At 45.2% G+C, this 4,642-nt stretch carries 1 protein-coding gene and 4 tRNA genes; all 5 read right to left on the bottom strand.

What is annotated here, in order from left to right; genetic code table 11:
• Positions 1 to 15 precede the first annotated feature (15 nt).
• Positions 16 to 91: transfer RNA gene (locus RDO37_RS06475), tRNA-Phe, on the bottom strand.
• Positions 92 to 120: 29 nt separating this feature from the next.
• Positions 121 to 196, bottom strand: a tRNA-Phe gene (locus RDO37_RS06480).
• Positions 197 to 736: 540 nt separating this feature from the next.
• Positions 737 to 3,421, bottom strand: a complete 2,685-nt coding sequence (gene secA / locus RDO37_RS06485; RefSeq protein ID WP_308498504.1) for a preprotein translocase subunit SecA — start codon at positions 3,419 to 3,421, stop codon at positions 737 to 739.
• A gap of 1,039 nt (positions 3,422 to 4,460) precedes the next feature.
• Positions 4,461 to 4,536: transfer RNA gene (locus RDO37_RS06490), tRNA-Gly, on the bottom strand.
• Between the two features lie 26 nt (positions 4,537 to 4,562).
• Positions 4,563 to 4,638 (bottom strand) — tRNA-Gly (locus RDO37_RS06495).
• Positions 4,639 to 4,642 lie beyond the last annotated feature (4 nt).

The following is a 4,642-nucleotide window of genomic DNA, read 5'->3' on the forward strand; positions in this document are numbered from 1 at the left end:
AAGCTGCCTAATTGATGGTGCCCAGACCTGGAATCGAACCAGGGACACAAGGATTTTCAATCCTTTGCTCTACCGACTGAGCTATCTGGGCATCGGTATATTGTTGCTAGCACCATCTGATGGTGCCCAGACCTGGAATCGAACCAGGGACACAAGGATTTTCAATCCTTTGCTCTACCGACTGAGCTATCTGGGCAACGGCGCTTATTAAACCAAATAGCCCCTAAAGTGTCAACAGCAAATTAAACAAATTTTAACCTAAACCACCACATTACACACAAAAGCGCATAAATATCGCAATTTAGTAGCAAAATTTATTGTGCACTGTGTTTAATCAAAAACCATCACTAGCCAAGTATAGATGGCAATACTGCCAAAATTAAGCCCATTAAGACACGCTAAATGCAGCCATCTAAAACTGTTTTTGCCACTCATTTTTTTACAAAGCAATTAACTTAAGAGGCTCATGGTATTTATTTTTGTACCTCAGCGCTGTGCAGTAGCTGCCTAGATGCTAGCAACCTCAGAGCTGTGCAGTAGCAGCCTAGATGCTAGCAACTGCGTCAAGGGCAAGACACATAACATTGTGGAACTACGTAAATTTTGAGGCATGCTTAAATTTTGGGTGGCGCTATTTAGCCACCAAAAATAAAAAAGCACCACAAGCTTAGACCTGCAGTGCTTTTAAATGCCCCATTGTCTTATGGGGCTAACTATCCTTAATTAGTAGCGACGCTTATACAGCCTTACCGCAGCAGTCCTTGTACTTCTTACCTGAACCGCATGGGCATGGGTCGTTACGACCTACATTTGGCATTGGATCGGTATTTGGAGTCTGATCCTTGTCTTTATTGTCTGAAGATGCTGCAGCCATGGTGCCTTGAGGTGCAACCTGCTCTTCCTCTACTGGAGGGCGCATCTGAATCTGTACACGAGAGAGCATCTTGATAACCTGGTACTTGATGTTCTCAAGCAGCTTGGTGAACAGATTGAATGACTGGATCTTGTACTCGTTCTTAGGATTACGCTGAGCATAACCTTGCAGGCCAATACCAAGACGCATGTAATCCATAGCAGCTAAGTGCTCCTTCCAGAGCATATCCATGGTCTGAAGCATTACACCACGCTCAAGCTGCTTTTGGTTATCCTCACCAATGATCTTGCACTTGAGATCGTACATCTCTTGAGCCTTAGCTACGATCATGTCACGTACGTCTTGCTCAACGAGCTTAGTGTCTTCCTCAAGCCACTTCTGTACAGGGCACTCAAGCGCAAACTCTTCTAACAGACGTGCCTCAAGCTCCTTAATCTTCCAAGACTCAGGCAGTGAGTTAGGCTCGATGTACTCATCAATAACGCTGTTAAATACGTCAACACGAATGTTGGTAATGGTCTCAGAAGTGTCCTCACCATTTAACAGAGCATTACGCTCCTCATAGATAACCTTACGCTGCTGATTTGCTACGTCGTCAAACTCGAGCAGGCTCTTACGGATATCGAAGTTGCGGGTTTCAACCTTACGCTGAGCAGACTCAATTGCACGAGTTACTAACTTGTGCTCTAAAGGCTGACCATCTTCCATACCCATGCGCTTCATGAAGTTCTTGAGCTTGTCAGAACCGAACAGGCGCATCAGATTGTCATCCATGGACAGGTAGAAACGTGATGAACCTGGGTCACCTTGACGACCAGCACGACCACGCAGCTGATTATCAATACGACGGGACTCGTGACGCTCAGAACCAATGATATGCAGACCACCTGCAGCTAATACTGCATCGTGACGCTTCTGCCAATCAGCAGTTACACGATCGATTTCTGCTTGTGAGGCATTCTCACCTAAAGCCTCAAGCTCAGCCTTGAGGTTACCGCCTAAGATAATGTCAGTACCACGACCAGCCATGTTAGTAGCAATGGTTACAGTACCAGGGCGACCAGCCTGAGCAACGATGTGAGCTTCCTTCTCGTGGAACTTAGCATTTAAAACCTGATGAGGAATGTGCTCCTTGCTAAGGAGATGGGCTAACTTCTCAGAGTTTTCAATAGAGATAGTACCTACTAAGACTGGACGGCCTTCTTTAACCTTCTCACGAATGTCATTTAAGATGGCGTTGTACTTCTCATCTACAGTTAAGTAAATGAGATCAGGAAGATCCTTACGGATCATTGGCTTGTTAGTAGGCAGAACTACAGTATTCAGACCGTAAATCTGTTGGAACTCGTATGCTTCAGTATCAGCAGTACCAGTCATACCAGCAAGCTTATCGTACATACGGAAGTAGTTCTGGAAAGTAATAGTTGCTAAAGTCTGGTTTTCAGATCTGATCTCAACACCTTCTTTAGCTTCAATAGCCTGGTGCAGACCATCTGACCAACGACGTCCAGCCATCTTACGGCCTGAGTGCTCGTCAATGATCACAACCTCGCCGTTAGCTACAACGTAGTCAACGTCGCGCTGGAATAAGGCGTGGGCTCTTAAAGCGGCCATTACGTGGTGCAGCAGCACGATATTAGTGGATGAGAAGAGTGAATCATTCTCCTTTAACAGACCTAACTCACGGAGCAGATCTTCTACATACAGCTGACCGCGCTCGGTTAAGTAAGCCTGACGAATCTTGAGATCTACAGTGAAGTGACCGTCACCAGTGTAATCTTCGGTATCTTCCTTTTCTTGGAGCTCAAGCTTTGGAATGATGCCGTCGATCTTGCGATATAACTCGGAGCTATCTTCAGCCTGACCAGAAATAATTAAAGGAGTACGTGCCTCATCGATGAGTACAGAGTCAACTTCGTCAACTAAGGCGTAGTTTAATGGACGCTGTACACGCTGCTCTGGAGCGTAGGCCATGTTATCGCGCAGATAATCAAAGCCAAACTCGTTATTGGTACCGTAGGTAACATCACAAGCATAAGCCTGTCGTTTGGCCTCTGCATCTAAACCTGGAATATTGCAGCCAACGGTCATGCCCATGAACTCATAGAATGGACGGGACCAATCGGCGTCACGACGTGCTAAGTAGTCGTTAACGGTAACTACGTGAACGCCCTTACCTGAAATGGCGTTGAGGTAGCAAGGCATTAAAGCGGTGAGGGTCTTACCTTCACCTGTCTTCATTTCAGCGATCTGGTTGGAGTTTAAAACCATACCACCCATGAGCTGAACATCAAAAGGACGCAGACCTAAAGTACGCTTAGCGGCTTCACGAACGGCAGCAAAAACCTCAGGCAGGATGGTCTCTAAAGTTGCACCGCCCTCAATCTCATTGCGGAATTGTACGGTAAGGTCTTTAAACTCTTCGTCTTTGAGAGCCTCGTACTTTGGCTCAAGAGCATTAATCTGCTTGACGATCTTACTTAAGCGCTTGATAGTGCGCTGATTACTACTGCCAATGATCTTGGTGACGATTGATGTAATGAACATATTGCTAAAACACTGTAGAAGAAAACCATCAGCTATTATATAGCGTTCAGGCGTACATCCATTTCCGCTCGGTGGCATCAGCAAACTGATACCTAGGTCTTATAGTCATGTGACTATGTCTGACCGCTATTCAGCAATGAAACTCCTTGCGGTTCCTGCCTTTGAGTTTACGGCATAGCTAAGACAGCTGTTGCACTTACGTCTCGGCCGAAGCCAACGCAAAAAGCTTCAGTTGATTAACAGGCACAGCCACAAAAGCATCCTCAAGAACCAAAGCAGCCACCGATAGACTTACAACTATTTATATAGTGCAGGTCAAGATAGCAAACGTTCCTTAGGCTAAAGCTAGGTGGTGTTAATGAGCGCTAAGCACCCAAACCTTTAAAAAAAACGAACAGCGCATGACGCAAAGTGCACGACACAGACTGCCCCGCTGAGCTTGAGCTGAAAGACCGATCAAAGACTTAAGTGTGAGATTCTACGACAGTTCACGCTTGAGTGCCGTGTTTTAAGTCGTAAATACTGAAAAAAATCTGAAATTCTCGAGATTATTCACTCTCACAGTATACAAATGGGGTGTATGGAGTAAATTTTCAAGGCCTTGCTGTAAAAAATGCCTATATACGATAGCTTTGAGGCCAACACACAGCCACAAAGCACTAAAAGTTTCAAACGCTACGCACGATCAGCACTAACAAAATTTCTAATGCTACAGTAGATCAGAAGAAGCAAAGACAAGGTCAGTCTTAGACGAATTAGCTCTAAGCACTACAAATAAATGCCTAAGTCGCATGAATAGAGATCATGAGAGCTTATGCGCATATAAATGTAAGCAAAAGATAAGAGTGCTGTACGTAATCGAGAGGACAATTGAAGAGATCGCCAGAGGCAAAGAAGAAGAAGCAGCAGCAACCATTAAGTTGCATAAAGAGAAAGGCGCTTAAGCAGCAAATTGCTCAGAGCCAAAATGTAAAGATATTTGTCATACAACAGACATAAAAAAACGAGCTCAGAGGCTCGTCCTTTTGAAGCTGAAATCTGGAGCGGGAAACGAGGTTCGAACTCGCGACCCTAACCATGGCAAGGTTATGCTCTACCAACTGAGCTATTCCCGCATAGATATCAACTTGTCTTTACTCTCTGGAGCGGGAAACGAGGTTCGAACTCGCGACCCTAACCATGGCAAGGTTATGCTCTACCAACTGAGCTATTCCCGCATAG

Source organism: uncultured Anaerobiospirillum sp. (assembly GCF_902485895.1).
Classification (GTDB): Bacteria; Pseudomonadota; Gammaproteobacteria; order Enterobacterales; family Succinivibrionaceae; genus Anaerobiospirillum; species Anaerobiospirillum succiniciproducens.

What these genes read in the sequence shown, in the direction of transcription:
- secA (WP_308498504.1), bottom strand. Translation starts at nt 3,421, where the DNA reads ATGTTCATTACATCAATCGTCACCAAGATCATTGGCAGTAGTAATCAG.